Source organism: Pseudomonas sp. NPDC096950 (genome assembly GCF_044762525.1).
Lineage (GTDB): Bacteria > Pseudomonadota > Gammaproteobacteria > Pseudomonadales > Pseudomonadaceae > Aquipseudomonas.
In genome coordinates this window covers 19534-37700 of record NZ_JBIWEL010000018.1, presented here as the reverse complement: position 1 = coordinate 37700, position 18167 = coordinate 19534, and the positions used below count along the sequence as shown (strand labels likewise).

Genomic DNA, 18167 nt, shown 5'->3' with positions numbered 1-18167 from the left:
ATTGCGTTGGTTCTGTAAACCCCTGAATTCAGACTATTTTTACGCGACCCTCAGGTTACCCGCGAACCAGTGCTTTTCTGAGTTTCTGAAGCGCTTTCCAGCCCCGGCTATTTTGCATCGCGCGCAGCTGTGCTTCGGCGTGTTCGGCCCGTTGCAGGGCGGCGGCGAGTTGTTGTTCCGCGTTGCTGACGGGGTAGCTGAGGGCGTGGCCGTGGCACAGTTGGAAGTTGTCGAGGTTGCACGGCGGGATGTAGAAGGCGGGTTTGAGGTTCAGGTGTTCGTTGGCGAGGAACCAGGTGTTGATGCCGTCGAACAGGATGGCTTCGTAGCCGGCGTCGGTGACGAGGTGTTCCCAGGTGTGGTCGCGGGCCCATGGGGTTTCGATGAGGATGATCCAGGGGCACCAGGTGGTGAGGTCCATGCCGCGCAGGACGGTTTCTTCGTGGCCCTCGACGTCGATTTTCAGGAAGTGGATGGGGCGATTCTGGGCGTGTTGCTCGCAGATGGAGGTGAGGGTGCGGGCCTTGACGGTTTGACGGTGGACGTCCATGCCGAGGGCTGTGCGTTCCTGGCCGGTGGCCGGGTCGACAGTGGAGAGGCCGGTGCCAGGAATGCCGTAGAGGGTGAGGTCGTCGGCGCTGTCGCTGGCCACGCATTGCAGATTGATGTCGTTGGGGCGTTGTTGGCACAGGGCGTCGTAGTAGGTTTGCATCGGCTCGACATTGATGCCGGTCCAGCCACGGTCGTGGAAGGCTTTGGTGACGGAATCGTGGGTGGGGTCGTTGGCGCCCACGTCGATGTAGAAGCCGTTTTCGAACTGTTTGAGGGCGCGCCACAGGCGGATGTCTTCGAAATTCTGTGCGTAAGAAATGAAGGTCACTGCGGCGTCCTGTCAGTCGGATTGTCTGCCTGTATATCAAGGGCGATTGCCGGGTGCAATTTTCCGTTCAAGGCGTCCGGGATTAGGCGGTTATGTCCTTTTGCTTGAATGCTTATGCACAACGGGACGTTTGCCGGGCTCGATCAGCTCCGCTTTTGTGGACTCGTTCTCATTTGTTCGCAAATCCCTGTTTTTAGGGTTTTTTATTCATGTGTACGAAAAATGAACAGTTATGTTTCAGCCGCGAAACAGCGCATTTATTGGATCCATGGGAATTTCATCAACAGAGTTATCCACAGGCTGCGACAGTTTAAGGACGTTCGGCCAAGAGCAGTAAATTGCGCGGTGTGAGTGGGGTTTCGCAGAAGGTACCGAGGCGAACGGTGTAACCCTGTTCCGTGAGGAAAAGTGCCCGATCAAGTACCAGCCACAGCTCCAGCGGGCGTCGGAAAAGTCCCCGTAGCAGCTCCAAGTTGCGCACTTCAGCCAGTCGCTGCCAACCGGCTGCTTCAAGAGCCGGCCAATCCTGCGCGCCAATTGTGGATAACTCCTTAAGTGCGGCCAAATGATGGCAATAGTCGGGGAAGGATTTATCCAGCCAGGCGCTGGGCAGGGAAGGCGTTGGCAGGTATTCGTCGACGCCACGCAGTTGCCGTTGCAGCAGGTCGAAGCCCAAGCGCCGGGCCATGGAGATATCGCGCTGACGTCGGACTCGAGCACCGGCGGTGACGGTTTCGCTCATCGGCAACGCGAGATCTTCGAGGGAAAGCTGTAGGCCGGATCGCGAACCTGCCGAGGACAATGCCTCATACGTGGTCAGACTGATCCGGTTATAACAGCAAGGTGCGACAGCCAGTTGTTTGCAGCCGACGGCGCTGGCGAGCTGGAGCAACCGTACATGCAGGTCACCACAGGCGTGCAACGCCACCGGCGTGTGCTCGGCATCCAATAAGGACACCGCGCCAGCCGCGAGCACGTCTTGCTCTACATGCAGCGCATGCAATTGATGACGTTGGCTGAGTGCCTGGCCGCTCAGCACCAAAGAAGGGTCATATTCCAGGCAGGTCAGTTGTTGCCCGGTTTGCAGCAGACGTCGGCCCAAGTGGCCCTTGCCTGAACACCAATCCAGCCAGTGCTTCGGCGGCTTAGCAAACGACAAGCAACTGGCAAACGCCTCGATCTGCTGCCATTTGCGCCCTGGCACATCGACATTCAAACGATGCCCGGCCACCGCCAGAGCATGCCCTGGCAACTCAGCCACCGAACTCAACTCAAGCGACAACGCCGCCAATGCAGCAACCGGCTCCGGTGCATCCAGCAAACAAGGTTGGTTATGACTGTTTTCCGCATCCTCCAACGACCGTCCTCGTAGCCATAAAGACAAAGACGGGTAGGACGCTTCCCAGGGAAGTTGCAGATGAGTAAACGGTCGAGGCTTCCACAACGCCTGATGCTCAATCAGAAAAGCATCCAGCGCGGCGAAACGGGCGAGTAGGGCCTCGCCCGTCAGCACGCAGGAAGAATCAACGCCCTTGGCAGGCATCGACGCGCAGCCAGCGCTCCAGCAGCTTGAAGCCGCGAACCAGCACATAAGCCATCAGCAGATAGAACATGCCCGCGGCGAAGAAGATCTCCACCGGCAGGTAGGTGCGGGCAATGATGGTACGGGCCATGCCGGTCAGTTCCAGCAAGGTCACGGTGCTGGCCAGGGCGCTGGCCTTGAGCATCAGGATCACTTCGTTGCTGTAGGCCGGCAGGCCAATGCGCGCGGCACGAGGCAGGATGATGTAGAACAGCGCCTTGGGCTTGGACATGCCCAACGCCCGCGCCGCTTCGATTTCGCCCGGCGGAATCGCCTGGATTGCACCGCGCAGGATCTCGGCGATATAGGCCGCCGTGTGCAAGGTCATGGTCGCCGTGGCGCACCAGAACGGATCGCGCAGGTACGGCCACATCGAGCTGTTACGCACTGCATCGAACTGGGCCAGGCCGTAGTAGACGAGGAACAGTTGAACCAATAACGGCGTGCCACGGAAAAAGAAGATGTAGGCGTAGGGCAATGACCGCACGTACCAGCGTCGCGACGAGCGCGCGATGCCCAGCGGAATCGCCAGCAGCAACCCGGCGATCACGGCGATGGCCACCAGTTCCAGGGTCAGCGTCGCGCCTTGGGCCAGTTTCGGCAGCCACTTGATGATGACTTCCCAGTTCATTGGGTGCTCCTCGCGAAGCCGCGAGCGGCGCGTCGTTCCAGAAAGTACATGCCGGTCATGGCCAGGATGGTCAGGCCCAGGTACATGAACGCCGCCACCATAAAGAAGGTGAACGGCTGTTTGGACACGGTCACGCCGATTTGCGCGTGACGCATGATTTCTTCCAGGCCGATCACCGACACCAGCGCGGTGTCTTTCATCAGGATCATAAACAGGTTGCCCAGGCCCGGCAGGGCGATGCGCCACATCTGCGGCATGATCAGTCGTGTGAAGATGCGGAATTTCGACAGGACCAGGGCCACGCCGGCTTCACGGTGACCCTTAGGGATCGCCAGAATCGCGCCGCGAAACACTTCCGTGGCGTAGGCGCCGAAGCACAGGCCCAGCGCGATCACGCCAGCAGCGAAGGCATTGAGTTCGAGGTCGGGATTGCCGAAAAACTCGCCCAGGGCACGCATCAGATTGACCGTGCCGAAGTAGATCAACAGCACCCAGAGCAATTCCGGAATGCCGCGAACCAACGTCGAATAAGTGCCGCCCAGCCATTGCAAAGGCTTGTGCGGAGAAGTCTTGGCCAAGGCGCCGAGCAGACCGAGCACCAGCCCCAGGCACAGGGCCGAGAGTGCCAGTTTCACAGTCATCAGCGCGCCAGCGGCGAGCGCCGGGCCGAATCCGTAGAGGTCGATAATCATGGATTTCTTTTCAAATCGCGGCAGGCAATGCCAAAGACTGGCGCCGTCAGCGAACGGCGCCGGTCAGGCAGGTCAGAATCAATAGATGCTGAACGGGAAGTACTTGTCGTTGATCTTTTTGTAGGTGCCGTCTTCAACGATTTCTTTCAGGGCGAGGTTCAACTTCGCGCGCAGAGTGTCGCCTTTTCGTACAGCGATACCGATTTTGTCGCTTTCCTCCACCGGATCGCCTTTGAATTCGTAAGGGCGACCGGCGTCGCTTTTCAGCCACTCGTAGTTGACGTATTTGTCCGCCAGGATGCCGTCCAGACGACCGGAGGTCAGGTCGAGGTAAGCGTTTTCCTGGGTGTCGTAGAGTTTGACTTCAACGCCTTCCATGTTGTCTTCCATCCAGGTGCCGGCGAGGGTCGCACGTTGTGCGCCGATCACTTTGCCTTGCAGGGAAGCCTTGTCGGTTTTGAAGTCGACGTCTTTCTTGGCGATGAATTGCAGCTTGTTGGAGTAGTACGGGTCGGTGAAGTCCACCGCTTGCTTGCGCTCGTCAGTGATCGACATCGAGGAGATCAGGAAGTCGAACTTCTTGGCGTTCAGCGCCGGGATGATGCCGTCCCAGTCGGACGTAACCACGGTGCAATCGACTTTCATCTTGGCGCACAGGGCATCGCCGATTTCTTTGTCGAAGCCGACGACATTGCCACTGGCATCTTTGTTGTTGAACGGCGGGTAGGCCGCTTCGATGCCCATCTTCAAGGTCTCGGCGACGGCACCGGCACTGAAGGCCAGGGTGACGGCAGCCGCCAGGAAGATTCTTTTGTAGTTCTGCATGCGGGTAGCTCCGTTAGCGGTTGCTGGACATGAATTGTTTGCAGCGCGCCGAAAGCGGGTTGTCGAACACCTGCTGTGGCGATCCTTGTTCTTCTACCAGGCCCTGGTGGAGGAACACCACTTCGCTGGACACCTGACGGGCAAAGCCCATTTCGTGGGTGACGAGCAACATGGTACGGCCTTCTTCGGCCAGGGCGCGGATGACATTAAGTACTTCCTGGACCATTTCCGGGTCAAGGGCGGAGGTGGGCTCGTCGAACAGGATCACCTTGGGTTGCATCGCCAGCGTGCGGGCAATCGCCGCCCGTTGTTGCTGGCCGCCAGACAATTGCGCCGGGTAAGCGTGGCGCTTGTCGGCGATGCCGACCTTGGCCAGCAAGGCTTCGGCGACTTCGATGGCTTCGGCCTTGCTTTGGCCGAGCACCCGGCGCGGGGCTTCGATGATGTTGTCGAGCACGCTCATGTGCGGCCACAGATTAAAGTTTTGAAACACAAAACCTATCTCACTGCGCAGGCGATTGATCTGTTTGCCGTCGGCGGCAACCAGTTCGCCGTTCTTCGCGGCCTTGAGTTTGAGTTCTTCGCCGGCCACGAGGATCTGGCCCTGGTGCGGGTTTTCCAGCAGGTTGATGCAACGCAGGAACGTGGACTTGCCGGAACCGGAGGAACCCAGGATCGAGATCACATCGCCGTCGCGGGCGGTCAGCGAGATGCCCTTGAGCACCTCAAGCTGTCCGTAGCGTTTGTGCAAGTTGCGGATTTCAAGCGCGGGCGTGGCCTCAGCCATGTGCGTTCCTCATAGTGTTTCGCTCCTGCTGTTGGCGGCCTTCCTGGCGAGGCGGCCAAGCTAGCATAGCGTTCGAATGGCAGCCAACAGCGCTACGGGCGGTAAACGGATGGCGTGTGGCAGGTTGTCGCATCGCTACAGCAGACTGTCGCACTGCTATCAACCGAACAGCCGTTTGAACCCCTGTTAAATACAAGGCGGCCGCGGGAGTCGCGTAAAAAAGGCGCGATGTTGCCAGCTTTGGCGGGGTGTTGGAAGCGCTAACCGGCCAAACGTTCCGGATCTGCACTTTTATTGTGCATCCCACATTTTTTCAGTGTGTTTCTGGTGCGCTGGTTCGTTCTACAAGTGGGTCGCTGGGTAACGCTCTGGCGAATTGCCATTAATCTCAATGACTTGCGATGACCGTCCGGTCAGGCGGAGAGCCGCGGTTCTGGGGAGTCTGTAACATTTTGGCGCAATTATTGCGTGCAGAATACGGAACGCCCCGTTGGATTCTTTTTACGAGAAAGAAAAGCCAGACGCGGTGGACTGAATCGCTTTCTTTGCAAAGGTAGTTTCAATGAGCAGTACCCAAAGCTCTAATGGCCTCGAACAGGGGCTCAAACCGCGTCATGTGACCATGTTGTCGATCGCCGGGGTTATCGGCGCCGGGCTGTTCGTCGGCTCGGGCCATGCCATTGCCGCTGCCGGTCCAGCTGTGCTGCTGGCCTACGCCGCTGCTGGCGCTCTCGTCGTGCTAGTCATGCGCATGCTTGGCGAAATGGCTGTCGCCTCGCCGGACACCGGTTCCTTCTCGACATATGCCGATCGCGCGATTGGTCACTGGGCCGGTTTCACCATCGGCTGGTTGTACTGGTGGTTCTGGGTGTTGGTAATTCCGCTGGAAGCCAACGCCGCCGCGACGATCCTGCATGCCTGGTTCCCGAATGTGGCGATCTGGGCCTTCACTCTGGTCATCACGCTGCTGCTGACGGTAACCAACCTGTTCAGCGTGAAGAACTACGGTGAGTTCGAATTCTGGTTCGCCCTGGTCAAAGTCATCGCGATCATTGGCTTCATCGGCCTCGGCATCATGGCGATTTTTGGCTTCCTGCCGAACAGCCAGGTGAGCGGCGTTTCGCACCTGTTCGACACCCAGGGCTTCCTGCCAAACGGCATGGGCGCTGTGTTGGGCGCGATCCTGACCACCATGTTCTCCTTCATGGGCACCGAGATCGTGACCATCGCGGCCGCGGAATCGAAGAACCCTGGCCAGCAAATCTCCAAGGCCACCAACTCGGTGATCTGGCGGATCGGCTTGTTCTACCTCGTGTCGATCTTCATCGTTGTGGCCCTGGTGCCATGGAATGACCCGGTCCTGGCTGCGGTCGGTTCCTACCAGACCGTGCTTGAACGCATGGGCATCCCGAATGCCAAACTGATCGTCGACATCGTGGTATTGGTCGCTGTAACCAGCTGCCTGAACTCGGCGCTGTACACCGCTTCGCGCATGATGTTCTCCCTGGGCAAACGCGGCGATGCGCCGGCCGTTTCCCAGCGCACCAACAAAAGCGGCACGCCGTACTGGGCTGTGATTCTGTCCACTGGTGCAGCGTTCGTCGCGGTATTCGCCAACTACGTGGCTCCGGCCGCCGTGTTCGAATTCCTGCTGGCCACTTCCGGCGCCATCGCGCTGCTGGTGTACCTGGTGATCGCGATCTCGCAACTGCGTATGCGCAAACAGCGCATGGCACGCGGCGAAAAAATCGCCTTCAGCATGTGGCTGTTCCCGGGCCTGACCTACGCGGTGATCGTCTTCATCGTCGCGGCCCTGACCATCATGCTGTTCCAGGAAGCCCACCGCGTGGAAATCCTCGCGACCGGGTTCCTGAGTTTGCTGGTCGTGGCGGTCGGGTTATTCGTGGCCCGTCGTCGCAAGCTGCAGAAGGTTGGCGCGGTGGTGTTGAACTGATTCACACCGCGTAATGCAAAACGGCCGCTGTCAGTGATGACAAGCGGCCGTTTTTGTTTCTACTCGAAGGCTGATTACTCAGCCTTTTCTTCCTGGGTTTCCAGCGACTCGCGATAGCTGTCGAGCGCGGTGCCGAAGTCGGTGATGAATTGTGGGTCGGTCAGCCAGGCCTGGGCGGTGTCGCGGTCCATGCCGTCGGCCCACATGCGGTAGTCGATCAGCATGTCGGCGGCCAGGTGAGTGGCGGCCATGGCTTCGTTGTCGGCGTTTTCCATGTCCAGCAATTCTGGATGGTCGCTGATGATGTCGGCGAGGTTCGACAGCAGGGTCAGCAGCATGTCGTTACGGCCGATGGCTTCGGCGTCACGCATTTTGCTGAACATCGCCAGTGTGTATTCCGGGATCGGTTCGCCGATTTCGCCCAGGTCATCGTCCAGTGCGGCGGGTTTGCGACCGTGGATGTTGATTTGCTTGGCTTTGATCTTGGCGCGTTTGGCGCGTTTCTGTTGCTTGTTCAGGGATGCCATGGGAACTCAGTTCGCTTTCTGTTGGGTTTGGGCAGCGATGATTTCGGACGCCGCCACGTAATCAGCCTGGAAGGCCGGGGATTCGATCCACGCGAGGGCGGCGGCCTCGTCGGCTTCGGCGGACCATTGGCGATACTCGATCAGCGCCGCGATGATGAAATCTGTCGCTGTTTCTTCGCCTTCCTGCGTTAGCACCAGACCGAGCAACGGGTGTTCGAGAAAGGCTACGCACATCGCCTGCTGGCTGATCTTTGCCGCATCGATCATCTCTTTGAACAGCTCGGTCAGGTCCACCGATTCGAAGTCGATGCGATCATCGTTTGGGTCCAGCTCAACCGGCGCGGCGGCCCGTTGGGTGCGGTTCTGCTTGGCCTTGGCTTTGGCGCGGGTGGCGCGTTTTTGCTGCTTGTTGGCGGAGGCCATGGGCGTCGTTCCGTATTTCGTTGAGAGGGCAGGTCACTCAGCTGCGGTGCACTCGCCGCCCGGGGGTATCGGGGGCCAGTTCGCCGTTTTGCAGCCAGGACAATGCAATGGGCCATAGTGTGGCTTGGTATGGGCTACGAAAAAAGGCGAAATGTCCGACTTCTTCTTCGCCGATGTCTTTCGGCTCGATTCGCAGATGGGTGGTCGTGCCGCCGGTGAAGTAGTCGAGCAGGCGTTCGATGGCCGGGATGGTGCCGTAAGGATCGTCGCTGATGCTGATGGCCAGGGTTTTCGCGCTGACGTTGGCGAACGGCAGCCGCCCGTGTTGTACGTGGATCACGCGGCCGCTGGGGCGCTTCTCGTAGCGCTCGGTGGGCGTGCTCCAGTCGCGAACGACGCCGGCGGGCGTGTCTTCCAGCCAGCCGAGGCGTTTGCCGGGGAAGTAGCCGCAGATCATCGTTACCAACGGCATCACCACGTGCCACTTGCCGAACATTCGCCAGCGGTGAGCCGGCGCATAGTCGCGCCAGTCAGCGAATTGCGCGCCGACGGTCACCAAGTGCCGGATCAGGTGCCCAGAGGCTCCCAGGCCCGCTGCACAGCCGCCAAAGCTGTGGCCGACCACATCGATGGGCTGGTCGGGGAACTCACGTTGTGCGCGCTTGAGAATCGCTTCGAAATCCAATACACCCCAATCGGACCAGGTGGCATCGAGTCCTTTCAGAGATGCCGGCCGCGATTCACCGATGCCACGGTAGTCGTAGGTGATGACGTCAAAGTTATTGGCGAACAGGTAATCCGCGAAGCGCGAATAGTGGCGGCACCGGACCGAGGTGGCGGCGTTGATGATCACGACCGGGCGATTCGCGTCGGGTTGAGCGTGCCGCCAAGTGAAGCCGCCGAGGATGAAGCCGTCTGCGGCGGGTTCCTTGAACGGTTCGCCGGGAGCGGAGGTTGGCAGTGGCAGCTCGATTTGAGTGGATGCCAGTGAGGGCATGTCCTGCAAATTCATCGGCTTCGAACCTTTGCGGGTGGCTGTCAACGATAGTCTTCGCGCAGCTCATGGACAATCCTGTGTTTGTTGTGTGGGTAACCGTTTTTCAAGGGCTGCCCGCTCTCGATCCATCTCCGCCCGCAGTTCATCCTCGCTCGGCAGCACCAGTTTGTACTTGCTGGCGAACAGTTGTTCGTTTCCCTGTAACACCGAGTAGCGCACCACCGATTCGTTTTTCTGCGCACACAGAATGATGCCGACGGTCGGTCCGTCTTCGTCGCTGCGCTTGAGGTCGTCGTACATGCGCACATACATGTCCATTTGCCCGACATCCTGATGGGTTAATTCCCCGCGCTTGAGATCGAAGATGACAAAGCATTTGAGCAGGTAGTTGTAGAACACCAGATCGATGTAGAAGTCTCTGCCTTCGGTGCTGATACGTTGCTGGCGGGCGACAAAGGCAAAACCTTTGCCCAGCTCAAGCAGGAAGCCCTGGAGTTGCTCGATGAGTGCTTGTTCAAGTTCGGTTTCCAGAACCAGTCCTGCATTGGGCAGGCCTAGAAACTCCAGCATCACTGGATCGCGGATGAATTCCCGAGGGCTTTCGCTCATCGCCTGGATGTTGGTAGCGGCCTCCGCCATGACAGGAGCCTTGTCCCGACTCAACAGCAAACGCTCGTAGTAGAGGGTGTTGATCTGGCGCTCCAGGGCGCGGCTTGACCAGTTCTGGTTGGCGGCTTCGTCCATGTACCACGTGCGGGCGCTGTCACTGTCTACTCGCAGCAGCCGGCGGTAGTGGGTCCAGCTCAATTCGTGACGCAGTGCGTCACAAATCGGGAATGCCTGGTAGAACAAGCGCATGTAGCGAAGATTGGAAGCATCAAAGCCTTTCCCAAATTGCGCAGTCAGATCCTTGGCTAGCGTCGACAGCAACTGCTTGCCATACACCGCGCGCCGAGCCCCTGCCTGCTCGAACTCCACAATATGCCGTCCAATCTGCCAGCAGGTTTGCACCTGAGCGGTATCAACCGCTCTCAGCACTTTCTGGCGCGCCTGGCGAATCAGCTCGCCAAGATTGCCGAGCAGTGAGGCGAGATGTGGGTCTTGAGTGTCTTCGGGTTTGAGGTTGCTCATGAAGTCTTCCGCAGCTGGATGAACTGACGGAAAAGAATGCCAACGACACATTGGTCAGCGATGCCGGGCGCGGCTGATAAATTGGAAGGAAATCCCAGATTCGTTTCGCGGGATCAGGCCGACGACGGCCGAGGTATTCGGAATACACCGTGTAGTCCCATTCGCAGTGACCCCAAGTCCTAATCAATCTAAAACTTGAGTATCTCGCCCGAAATCTAAGGGGAGTAGCCAATGGGCTCTATAGCGCCCGGGAGTCGCCCCCATGAAACGTGTCCATTCATTCGTATTGCCACTCGCCGCCCTTGGCGTGTTGATGTTCCCGGTCCTGTTGCATGCCGCCAGCCTTGATCCGATCGACAGCTCAGGCGTGCAAGTCCAGCCGCAGCAACAGGACGGGATTACTTACCTGTCCGGTGGTATCGGCGAGGACGAATCCAAGGCCATTCAGCAGGCCAAGGGTTACAACCTGCACATGACGTTCTCTGTCGGCGTGGATAACAAATACATTCCCGATGTCGATGTGGTTATCCAGAAAACCGAAGGGCAAACGGTACTGACCCTGAGCCAGGCTGGCCCGTTGGTATACGTTCAATTGCCCGCCGGCAAGTACACCGTCATTGCGACGCGCAATGGCGAGGCGAAGCACGACACGACCGATGTCGGAAGCGGCACTGCGCGTAACCTGGTCTTTCACTGGAATGGGGATCAATAAGCGGATAGGGCATTTACGGTGATCAGACCGGGTTAACGCCGTACGCGTTTGCGCTTCGGCTTGTCCGGCGCCGCCAGCACGATTCGATGCAGCCAGAACGCCCCGGCGCCCAGGGCCAGTAAGCCAAGGGCGCTGGCGCTGTGCCAGACAATCAGAAACCAATACATCCGCGGTTGCTGCGCCAGCTTGTAAATCACCACAGGCCCGTGTCGATTCATGGTGCTGATCGAGCCATGGATCAAGCCATCAACGACGGCGTAACCGAGCAGGCCGGCGGAGCAGGCGATCAACAGGTACACAAGGTTCATCAGCCACAAGGTGATTCGGCTTTCGCGGTAGGGCGGCGGGTGGGGCAGGGGGATGCGGGTTTTCTTCTGGCTCATGACGTTGGTTACCCTTTTCCGTAAGGGGAGGCAAAAGTGCCGCGGATTGGACGGACAAACCGTCGCTGATTAAATCGCAGGCATAAAAAAACCCTGAATCTTGCGATTCAGGGTTTTCGGTATTTGGTGCCCAGAGACGGAATCGAACCGCCGACACGGGGATTTTCAATCCCCTGCTCTACCGACTGAGCTATCTGGGCAACGGGGCGCATTAAACTGGTTTTTCAGGGGGTCGTCAAGAAAGTTTTCAAAAAAATTTTAATTATTACCGTCGCTTACGTTCCGACCCCCACAAGAACGGGATTATTCAGCCGGCGGAACGTAGCCTTCAGCCTGGGCGTATTCCTCGCCGGAAAAGAACTTGTCCATCTCGCCCTGAAGATATTTGCGATCTTCGGCGTTCATCATGTTCAGGCGTTTTTCGTTGATCAGCAGCGTCTGGTGTTTCTGCCAGTCGGCCCAGGCCTTGGCGGAGACGTGGTCAAAAATGTCCTGGCCTTTTGCGCCAGGGAACGGGGCGCGCTCCAGGGCGGGCAATTCTTCTTTGTACTTGCGGCACATGATGGTGCGGGTCATGACGACTCTCCTGCGTTCAATACGGCGGCCGCGCGTTCGAGCAAGGTTTTGACCGGGGCGGCAAGGCCCAGGCGCGGCGGGGTGGCGAGGTTATACCAGAGCCAGTCGGCCTCGGCCACGTGATGGCCGGCCTCCTGGACCTGAACCAGCCAGGGTTCGATGGACAACTGGAAGTGGCTGAAGGTGTGCACCAGGCTCGGCAACGCCTGTTGGCTGCCGAGTTCCAGCGAGTGCTGCGTGGCCAGGTGTTGCAGGTCATCGAGATCATCGAGTTCCGGCAAGCTCCACAAACCGCCCCACAGGCCCGTGGAAGGGCGACGGTAAAGCAGAATCGCGCCTTCGCGGTTGGCGAGCATTGGCATCAGCGTGCGCTTCTGCGGCACGGCTTTGCGCGGCTTGGGGATCGGGTAGCGGGTTTCCAGGCCGAGCATGTGTGCTTCACAACCCTTTTCAAGCGGGCAGAGCAGGCAACTCGGTTTGCTGCGGGTGCAGAGCGTCGCGCCCAGATCCATCATCGCCTGGGTGTAGGCGTTGACCCGATCATGGGGCGTAAAGCGCTCAGCGTTCGCCCAGAGCTGTTTGGCGACCTTCGGCTCGCCCGGATATCCCTCTTGCGCGGTAAAGCGCGCCAGCACCCGTTTAACGTTGCCGTCGAGGATCGGTGCGCGCAGGCCCATGCTCAGGCTGGCGATCGCACCCGCCGTGGACAAGCCGATGCCGGGCAGCTCCACCAGTTTTTCCACATCACGGGGAAACTCGCCGCCATGTTCAGCGACGACGATCTTCGCGGTCTTCTGCAAATTGCGCGCGCGGGTGTAGTAACCCAGGCCCGTCCACAGGTGCAGCACTTCGTCTTCCGGCGCGGTGGCCAGGGCTTCGACCGTCGGCAGCGAGGCCATGAAGCGGTCGAAGTAATTCAGCACGGTGCTGACCTGGGTCTGCTGCAACATGATTTCCGAGACCCACACCCGATACGGGGTGATGCCCTGTTGCCAGGGTAAATCGTGGCGGCCGTGGCGGTCGTACCAATCCAGCACCGCCGATGAAAACTGCTCGGCTCTCATCGCTTGAACAGCCCCTTCAACGCGTTTTTCAATTCCGGGCTGACCTTGTCGCCGAGCTTCTCGTCGATCTTGTCGCTGAGCTTCTCACCCGCCAGTTTGGCTGCGACCTGGCCCATGCGTTCGTTGTCTACGCGGCACGCCTTGGCGCCGAGTTCCAACGGGCCACGGCAGCGCAGCGGCCACTCGATGCCGACGAATTTCTCTCCGACCTGACAGGCTGGATCCGGCATCGCACTGGTGTCGCCTTCGACGATGATGCCGACGCGATAGTCCATGCCCAGCACCCGCAGATCGACGTCGCCGTCACCATTGACGGTCATGCCCGGGATGCGCACTTTCATGTCCGGGTTGCTGGCCACGCCGTTGCGGAAGGTCAGGTTGCCCTTGAGCTCCTGGAACGGCGTGTCCTTGCCCCGCGGTTCGCCGCTGAGGGTTTTGCGGTTCAGGGTGGCGATGCCTTTGCACAGTTGTTGTTCAAGGTTGGCGTTGAGCAGCACGCCGTTGTTGATGACAAAACTGGCGTTGCCGTTGAGGGTTTCGACCAACGCTTTCTGGCTGTTGCCGCTGCCGGTCAGTGCACTGGTAAGCGTCACCAGGCCTTTGACTGGCGGATTCTTGCCCTGGCTTTCGAGGATTTTTTCCACTGGCACTTTGGTGATGTGGGTTTGCATGCTCAGTGCCGGCACTTGCTGACGCACATCGAGGGTGCCCTTGGCTTCGAAGTTGCCGTTGTACAAGTCGCCGCGCAGGTTCTCCAGGGTCAGCAAGCCGCCCTGGCCGTTAGCCTTGAGCGCTGCGTTCTGGATCGGCAGTTTGTCGAGGGTCAACTGGCCGAAGGTCAGGTCGGCATCCACGTCGAGTTTGGCCAGGCGTTCCACCGGCAACAGGCGCTCGGTGCTCCACGCGCCTTTGGTCGGTGATTCCGGCAGCGGCGTGCTGCCCGCACCCGCCATGGCATCGGCCTCGGTGCTGGCTACTTCGGCCTGACGCACTTGCGTGGCGCTGTTGGCTTCGGCGGATTTTGGCGGCAGGTAACGGTCGACGTTGAACGTGTCAGCCTTGAGGATGGCGCGCAGGGATTGTTTGGCGAAGTCCTCAACGGCGATACGGCCGCTGAAGGTGCTGTCGTCGACTTTCAAGTTGATGTTGTCGAACGAAAGGCTGGTCGGCGTACCGGCCAGACGGCTGACCAGCTCGACTTTGCTCAGGCTGCCCTCGGCCATGGCCGGGAGTTTCTGGCCGATGCTGTCGACGAATTTCGCCAGGTCAAACTGGGCAATCGACAGCCCGCCATTGATCTGTGGTGTCTTGTCGAGGTCGTTGACCTTCAGTTCACCCAAGGCGCGCAACTGGTTGGCGGAGATCTTGATACCGGTCCATTCGGCGACGTTGGCCGCTTTATCCAGCAGCAACTGGCCCTGGGCGGCGAAGGTCATGGTCTTGCCTTGCAGCGGGTCGCCGGTTACTTCGCCCGACAGTTTCATGTCTTCGAACTGGTAACGCTGGAGGGCGCGGGCAATGCGCAATTCACCGTTCAACTCGGTACGCACGCGCAGCGCAGGTTGGTTGGAGGACAGGAATGCGGTGAGTTTGAGCGGAATATTGGTCGAATCGTGAACTGCTCCGGTGCTCATCTGGATGCTTTCGGCGGTGTAGCTCTTGCCGGTTTTCTCATCGTTGTATTCAACCCGCGCGTTGTTCACGGTCAGGCTGTCGATGTCCAGGCGGATGGGTTGCGGCGGTTTTTCTGCGACGACAGGCGCCGCTGGCGCAGGTTCGCCGGCGGGCACGGCAGGCGGCGTCTCGCCAGTATTGGCGGGTGCCGGGATCTTGCCGATGTCTTCCCAGTTGCCGTGGCCGTCCTTGTCGCGATTCAGGCGCAGGTTCAGGCCTTCGACGCGTACGTCGCTCATCTGTACTTCACGGCGTAGCAGCGGCAGCACGCGCACCGACAGGCCGAGCATCTGCAAGTCAGCGAACGGTTCGGTAGGTTTGACCAGGGTCGCGACACTGGCTTCGTGCAATTCCAGGCCCAGCCACGGGAACAGGCTCCAGCCGATGTCGCCATTGAGCGTCAGCTCGATGTGGGCCTTGTCGCGGGCAATCTGGCGAATCTCGTCTTTATAGTCGTTGGGATCGAAGAGGTGGGTCAGGGCAAAGCCCAGCGCCACAATGATCAGCAACAGCCCGAGAAGTACCAGACCCAGGATTTTGCCGAACGCTTTCATGGGCGAGTCCTTGTAGTTAGTCGAATTCAAAATTTAGCCGGGGAGTATAGCGCTCCGAAACTGACGACCGGTCAGTTCATATGGGCAGCACGTCCAGCGGCACGTTCAGTTTGGCCGCCAATGCCTGGGCTTCCAGGTGCCCGGCAGGCGCCAACAAACGTAATGTCGCGCCCGATTGCGACGCCATTTTCTGTGCTTCGTTCACCAGACGCTCCGCCACCCCACGGCGACGGGTAATTTTTCGCACGCAAATTTGAGACAAGTGCCAGACCTCCTGTTGACGTTGCAGACGGCCCGCGCCCAGCAACCGATCATTGAAGCGTCCGGCGATCAGCGAGCCGTCCTGCAGGCAACCTTCAATCAACTGCACCTCGCCGGCAAACGGCGCAAACAGCCAGTCCGGGGCGTCGCGGTAGATCTTTTGCAGATCCTGCTGATCCTGGTAAGTGGCTTCGTTCAGCGGCTCGACGATGATTGGCATGGCGGTTCCTGTAAGAAATTTTTACAGATATCACCTCTGTTGGCGCTGCCGAAGGCCGCGCCTACAGAGAAAAGAGGTCAGACGACATACAAAAGGTGATGTCAGTTTGGTTTTTCTGTCACGAGCAAATGGTAACCTCTGCGGGTTCGTCCGTCCTTCTGCGACTTAACGTCGCGCCTAAATGGAGCTTCACTTAAAAAAGGTCATGCCTGCGTGCATAAGGCCGGAGGTGAGGAGTGGCTGGCGAACCATACTAATAATTGGGGGATACACAATGAGCACGAGCATCACGGCGGACGGCATCAAAGCCAGCCGGCCCGGGTTCCTGTCCAAGGAACGCATTATCGCCAAGCCCGGTTTCAACCGTTGGCTGGTACCACCGGCCGCTTTGGCCATTCACTTGTGCATCGGGATGGCCTACGGCTTCTCGGTGTTCTGGTTGCCGCTGTCCAAGGCCCTGGGCGTTACCGCTCCGGTCGCTTGTGCGCCGGACATGAGCTTCATCTCGCAAATCTTCTCGTCCCAATGCGACTGGCCGATCTCGATGCTCGGCTGGATCTACACCCTGTTCTTCATCTTCCTCGGCTGCTCGGCAGCAATCTGGGGTGGCTGGCTGGAGCACGCCGGGCCGCGTAAGGCTGGTGTTGTATCGGCTTTGTGCTGGTGCGGTGGCCTGCTGATTTCGGCGCTGGGGATTTATACCCACCAGATCTGGCTGATGTGGATCGGCTCCGGAGTCATTGGCGGTATCGGCCTGGGCCTGGGTTATATCTCGCCGGTCTCGACCCTGATCAAGTGGTTCCCGGACAAGCGCGGTATGGCGACGGGCATGGCAATCATGGGTTTCGGTGGTGGCGCGATGGTCGGTGCTCCACTGGCCGCAGCCTTGATGAGTCACTTCGCTTCGCCGACCGGCGTGGGCGTGTGGCAGAGCTTCCTGGTGATGGCCGCGATCTACTTCGTGTTCATGATCGGCGGCGCACTCTCCTACCGCGTTCCGCCAACCGGCTGGAAGCCTGAAGGCTGGACCGCTCCGGCGAAGAAAGTGGCGAACGCGATGATTACTCATCGCCACGTCCACGTGAACGTCGCGTGGAAAACCCCGCAATTCCGTCTGGTGTGGCTGGTGCTGTGCCTGAACGTATCCGCCGGTATCGGCATCCTCGGCATGGCTTCGCCACTGTTGCAGGAAGTGTTCGGCGGCAAATTGATCGGTGTCGACCTGCCATTCGGCAAACTGGACGCCGGGCAACTGGCTTCGATCGCCGCGATTGCGGCCGGTTTCACCGGTTTGCTGAGCCTGTTCAACATCGGTGGCCGGTTCTTCTGGGCTTCGTTCTCCGATTACCTGGGTCGTAAAAACACCTATTTCGTGTTCTTCGCCCTGGGCTTTGCCCTGTACGCGCTGATCCCGAACCTGGGTCACTTGGGTAACGTTGCCCTGTTCGTGGCGGCGTTCTGCATCATCCTGTCGATGTACGGCGGCGGTTTTGCGACCGTTCCGGCTTACCTGGCGGACCTGTTCGGTACGCAAATGGTCGGCGCGATCCACGGTCGTCTGCTGACGGCGTGGGCGGCGGCGGGCGTGTTGGGTCCGGTGTTGGTGAACTACCTGCGTGAGTATCAACTGAGCATCGGCGTTGAACGTGCCGCGGCTTACGACATCACGTTGTACATCCTCGCGGGCCTGCTGGTGCTGGGTTTCCTGTGCAACCTGCTGGTGCGTCCGGTGGCCGACAAGTACTTCATGACCGACGCTGAACTGGCCGCTGAACAAGCGCTGGGCCACGACAAAGGTGCTGACAGCAGCACCGTGCTGGAGTGGAAAGCCGCACCGGGCACCAAACCATTGGCGATAGCCGCTTGGCTGGTAGTGGGGATTCCGTTGGCTTGGGGTGTTTGGGTGACCTTGCAGAAGACGGCGGTGTTGTTCCACTAAGTCTGTAAACGCATCACCCCTGTGGGAGCGGGCTTGCTCGCGAAGAGGGCGTGTCAGTCGACATGAATGTTGGCTGACACACCGCCTTCGCGAGCAAGCCCGCTCCCACATTTGTTTTGTGTGTGCGGCAAAACGCTTGTATGGACATGTCTATCCCCGACAACCCGGGAGTCTGTCCGTCAGCCATATCACGTATCGTGTTTCTGTTTCCGGCCCGCGCCCCTATAATGGCTGCCTTTTTCGCCCAATGATTTTGCGGAGCTGGTGATGGCCGAACGTAAGGCGTCTGTTGAGCGCGACACTCTGGAAACCCAGATCAAAGCCTCGATCAACCTGGATGGCACCGGAAACGCCC

The 18167-nt window shown here is 59.3% G+C and carries 18 protein-coding genes, 1 tRNA gene and 1 pseudogene; 4 read left to right on the top strand and 16 right to left on the bottom strand.

Annotation, left to right across the window (positions count from 1 at the left end; translation table 11 throughout):
• Positions 1-55 precede the first annotated feature (55 nt).
• From ACIQY3_RS23950 to ACIQY3_RS23925, 6 genes are all read right to left on the bottom strand, one after another.
• Positions 56-880, bottom strand: coding sequence for an FkbM family methyltransferase (locus ACIQY3_RS23950; RefSeq protein ID WP_403024439.1), 825 nt, complete (start codon positions 878-880; stop codon positions 56-58).
• A 310-nt stretch (positions 881-1190) separates the two neighbouring features.
• Complete coding sequence (locus ACIQY3_RS23945; protein ID WP_403024436.1) at positions 1191-2423, bottom strand: methyltransferase; 1233 nt, start codon at positions 2421-2423, stop codon at positions 1191-1193.
• On the bottom strand, positions 2404-3093 hold the full coding sequence (locus tag ACIQY3_RS23940) for an ABC transporter permease (RefSeq protein WP_054054362.1): 690 nt from the start codon (positions 3091-3093) through the stop codon (positions 2404-2406). The genes ACIQY3_RS23945 and ACIQY3_RS23940 overlap by 20 nt, the downstream gene beginning before the upstream one ends.
• A complete protein-coding gene (locus tag ACIQY3_RS23935) occupies positions 3090-3785 on the bottom strand; it encodes an ABC transporter permease (RefSeq protein WP_403024433.1) in 696 nt (231 codons plus the stop codon). The genes ACIQY3_RS23940 and ACIQY3_RS23935 overlap by 4 nt, the downstream gene beginning before the upstream one ends.
• 78 nt (positions 3786-3863) lie before the next feature.
• A complete protein-coding gene (locus tag ACIQY3_RS23930; RefSeq protein WP_054054366.1) occupies positions 3864-4610 on the bottom strand; it encodes an ABC transporter substrate-binding protein in 747 nt (248 codons plus the stop codon).
• Positions 4611-4623: 13 nt separating this feature from the next.
• A complete protein-coding gene (locus ACIQY3_RS23925; protein WP_027922189.1) occupies positions 4624-5397 on the bottom strand; it encodes an ABC transporter ATP-binding protein in 774 nt (257 codons plus the stop codon).
• A 562-nt stretch (positions 5398-5959) separates the two neighbouring features.
• Here ACIQY3_RS23925 and gabP point away from each other — a divergent pair.
• Entirely contained in the window at positions 5960-7351 is a 1392-nt protein-coding gene (gene gabP / locus ACIQY3_RS23920) for a GABA permease (protein ID WP_403024430.1), read from the top strand.
• Positions 7352-7425: 74 nt separating this feature from the next.
• On the opposite strand, the gene ACIQY3_RS23915 is transcribed toward gabP, so the two are convergent.
• The 4 genes from ACIQY3_RS23915 to ACIQY3_RS23900 are packed head-to-tail and all read right to left on the bottom strand — an operon-like array spanning position 7426 to position 10429.
• Positions 7426-7878, bottom strand: coding sequence for a hypothetical protein (locus tag ACIQY3_RS23915; RefSeq protein ID WP_403024428.1), 453 nt, complete (start codon positions 7876-7878; stop codon positions 7426-7428).
• A 6-nt stretch (positions 7879-7884) separates the two neighbouring features.
• Positions 7885-8301: a hypothetical protein gene (locus ACIQY3_RS23910; protein ID WP_403024426.1), complete on the bottom strand. Its 417-nt coding sequence runs from the start codon at positions 8299-8301 to the stop codon at positions 7885-7887.
• A 37-nt stretch (positions 8302-8338) separates the two neighbouring features.
• On the bottom strand, positions 8339-9313 hold the full coding sequence (locus tag ACIQY3_RS23905; protein WP_403024424.1) for an alpha/beta fold hydrolase: 975 nt from the start codon (positions 9311-9313) through the stop codon (positions 8339-8341).
• A 48-nt stretch (positions 9314-9361) separates the two neighbouring features.
• Positions 9362-10429, bottom strand: coding sequence for a YhcG family protein (locus tag ACIQY3_RS23900; protein ID WP_403024421.1), 1068 nt, complete (start codon positions 10427-10429; stop codon positions 9362-9364).
• Between the two features lie 262 nt (positions 10430-10691).
• On the opposite strand from ACIQY3_RS23900, the gene ACIQY3_RS23895 reads away from it, so the two are divergent.
• Positions 10692-11141, top strand: coding sequence for a carboxypeptidase regulatory-like domain-containing protein (locus ACIQY3_RS23895; protein ID WP_403024418.1), 450 nt, complete (start codon positions 10692-10694; stop codon positions 11139-11141).
• 32 nt (positions 11142-11173) lie between these two features.
• Here the strand turns inward: ACIQY3_RS23895 and ACIQY3_RS23890 are convergent, their stop codons facing one another.
• The 6 genes from ACIQY3_RS23890 to ACIQY3_RS23865 form a co-directional block, all read right to left on the bottom strand.
• Positions 11174-11524 carry a hypothetical protein gene (locus ACIQY3_RS23890; protein ID WP_403024415.1) on the bottom strand — a complete coding sequence of 117 codons (351 nt, stop codon included), beginning with the start codon at positions 11522-11524 and terminating at the stop codon, positions 11174-11176.
• A 124-nt stretch (positions 11525-11648) separates the two neighbouring features.
• Positions 11649-11724, bottom strand: a tRNA-Phe gene (locus ACIQY3_RS23885).
• Positions 11725-11827: 103 nt separating this feature from the next.
• A complete protein-coding gene (locus tag ACIQY3_RS23880; RefSeq protein WP_054054381.1) occupies positions 11828-12100 on the bottom strand; it encodes an oxidative damage protection protein in 273 nt (90 codons plus the stop codon).
• Entirely contained in the window at positions 12097-13164 is a 1068-nt protein-coding gene (mutY, locus tag ACIQY3_RS23875; protein WP_403024411.1) for an A/G-specific adenine glycosylase, read from the bottom strand. The genes ACIQY3_RS23880 and mutY overlap by 4 nt, the downstream gene beginning before the upstream one ends.
• Positions 13161-15392 (bottom strand): AsmA family protein, encoded by a 2232-nt coding sequence (locus tag ACIQY3_RS23870; protein ID WP_403024408.1) that lies wholly within the window; start codon positions 15390-15392, stop codon positions 13161-13163. The genes mutY and ACIQY3_RS23870 overlap by 4 nt, the downstream gene beginning before the upstream one ends.
• A gap of 76 nt (positions 15393-15468) precedes the next feature.
• Positions 15469-15873: an acetyl-CoA sensor PanZ family protein gene (locus ACIQY3_RS23865; RefSeq protein ID WP_403024405.1), complete on the bottom strand. Its 405-nt coding sequence runs from the start codon at positions 15871-15873 to the stop codon at positions 15469-15471.
• Positions 15874-16147: 274 nt separating this feature from the next.
• Between ACIQY3_RS23865 and ACIQY3_RS23860 the strand changes: the two genes are divergently transcribed.
• Both ACIQY3_RS23860 and ACIQY3_RS23855 read left to right on the top strand, forming a co-directional pair.
• Positions 16148-17812, top strand: a complete 1665-nt coding sequence (locus ACIQY3_RS23860; RefSeq protein ID WP_403024402.1) for an OFA family MFS transporter — start codon at positions 16148-16150, stop codon at positions 17810-17812.
• 267 nt (positions 17813-18079) lie between these two features.
• A pseudogene (locus ACIQY3_RS23855) lies at positions 18080-18167 on the top strand (imidazoleglycerol-phosphate dehydratase); the annotation flags it as partial.